Source organism: Facklamia lactis, from assembly GCF_015863205.1.
Classification (GTDB): Bacteria; Bacillota; Bacilli; order Lactobacillales; family Aerococcaceae; genus Facklamia; species Facklamia lactis.
This window is the reverse complement of the sequence record NZ_JACBXQ010000018.1, coordinates 1-798: the sequence shown is the minus strand read 5'-3', so window position 1 is coordinate 798 and position 798 is coordinate 1. Positions and strand designations below refer to the sequence as shown.

Sequence of the window (798 nt, the reverse complement as noted above, 5' to 3'; positions counted from 1 at the left end):
TTCAAAAAGATGAACTTGAATTTAACAAAGACTTAATTAATAAGAACTATGTTTTTTTCAACGGTGAAGTTTCTAATATGTCAAAACTATCAATTGACGAGAGAAAGAATATTTTTAATTCTATTTACTCTCCTTTGCTAGAAGTAAAAGAAGAACAAAAAGAACTTGTTGAAATAAATTCAAATCTTTCAAAACAAGCCTATAAAATCAAAGAACTTATTAAAAAAAATGAGGATGAACTTCTTACGAAGTTTCTTCAAGATTTATTAAATTCTGATGGATATATTGTTCCAGATTCATCTGGATTAATTCGAAATTTTGACGTTAAAAGAATTGAGCAAAAGATAAATTGCATAGATAAATACATTGCATTGAATAATGAAGTTGTTGATTTAAAATCTGATAGTAAATTTAGTTTAAAAAAAACCGCCATTCAAGAAACGTTCTTTAAATTTCCTATTAATCAACTTGTTGATAATATTAAACCTATTCATTATATGAGTATTATTAGCAAATTTTATAAAACGTATTTACCAGATTATCCAATCAAACTTATCGTTTTTCATGGCGATGAAATCGCTAATGAAGAAGAACAAAATGTTGGAGTTCATCCGCATATTTTCATCGATGGTAAAAACTCAAAAACAGGCAAATACAATATTATTAATGATGAATTTAAATTGATAAATTCATATTTGAAATCAGAAGGAAAAGCAGAAATTACCGGGCGAAAATTCTCTGATGCGCAAATGTTAGGAACAGTTTATCAAGAGATTATTTATAAGTTTGTAAATGCAG

The 798-nt window shown here is 26.3% G+C and carries 1 protein-coding gene; it reads left to right on the top strand.

Annotated features, from left to right (window positions below; genetic code table 11):
* Nucleotides 1-798, top strand: a 798-nt coding sequence (locus tag HZY91_RS10780) for a hypothetical protein (protein ID WP_197116271.1), incomplete at both ends; no start/stop codon positions are given.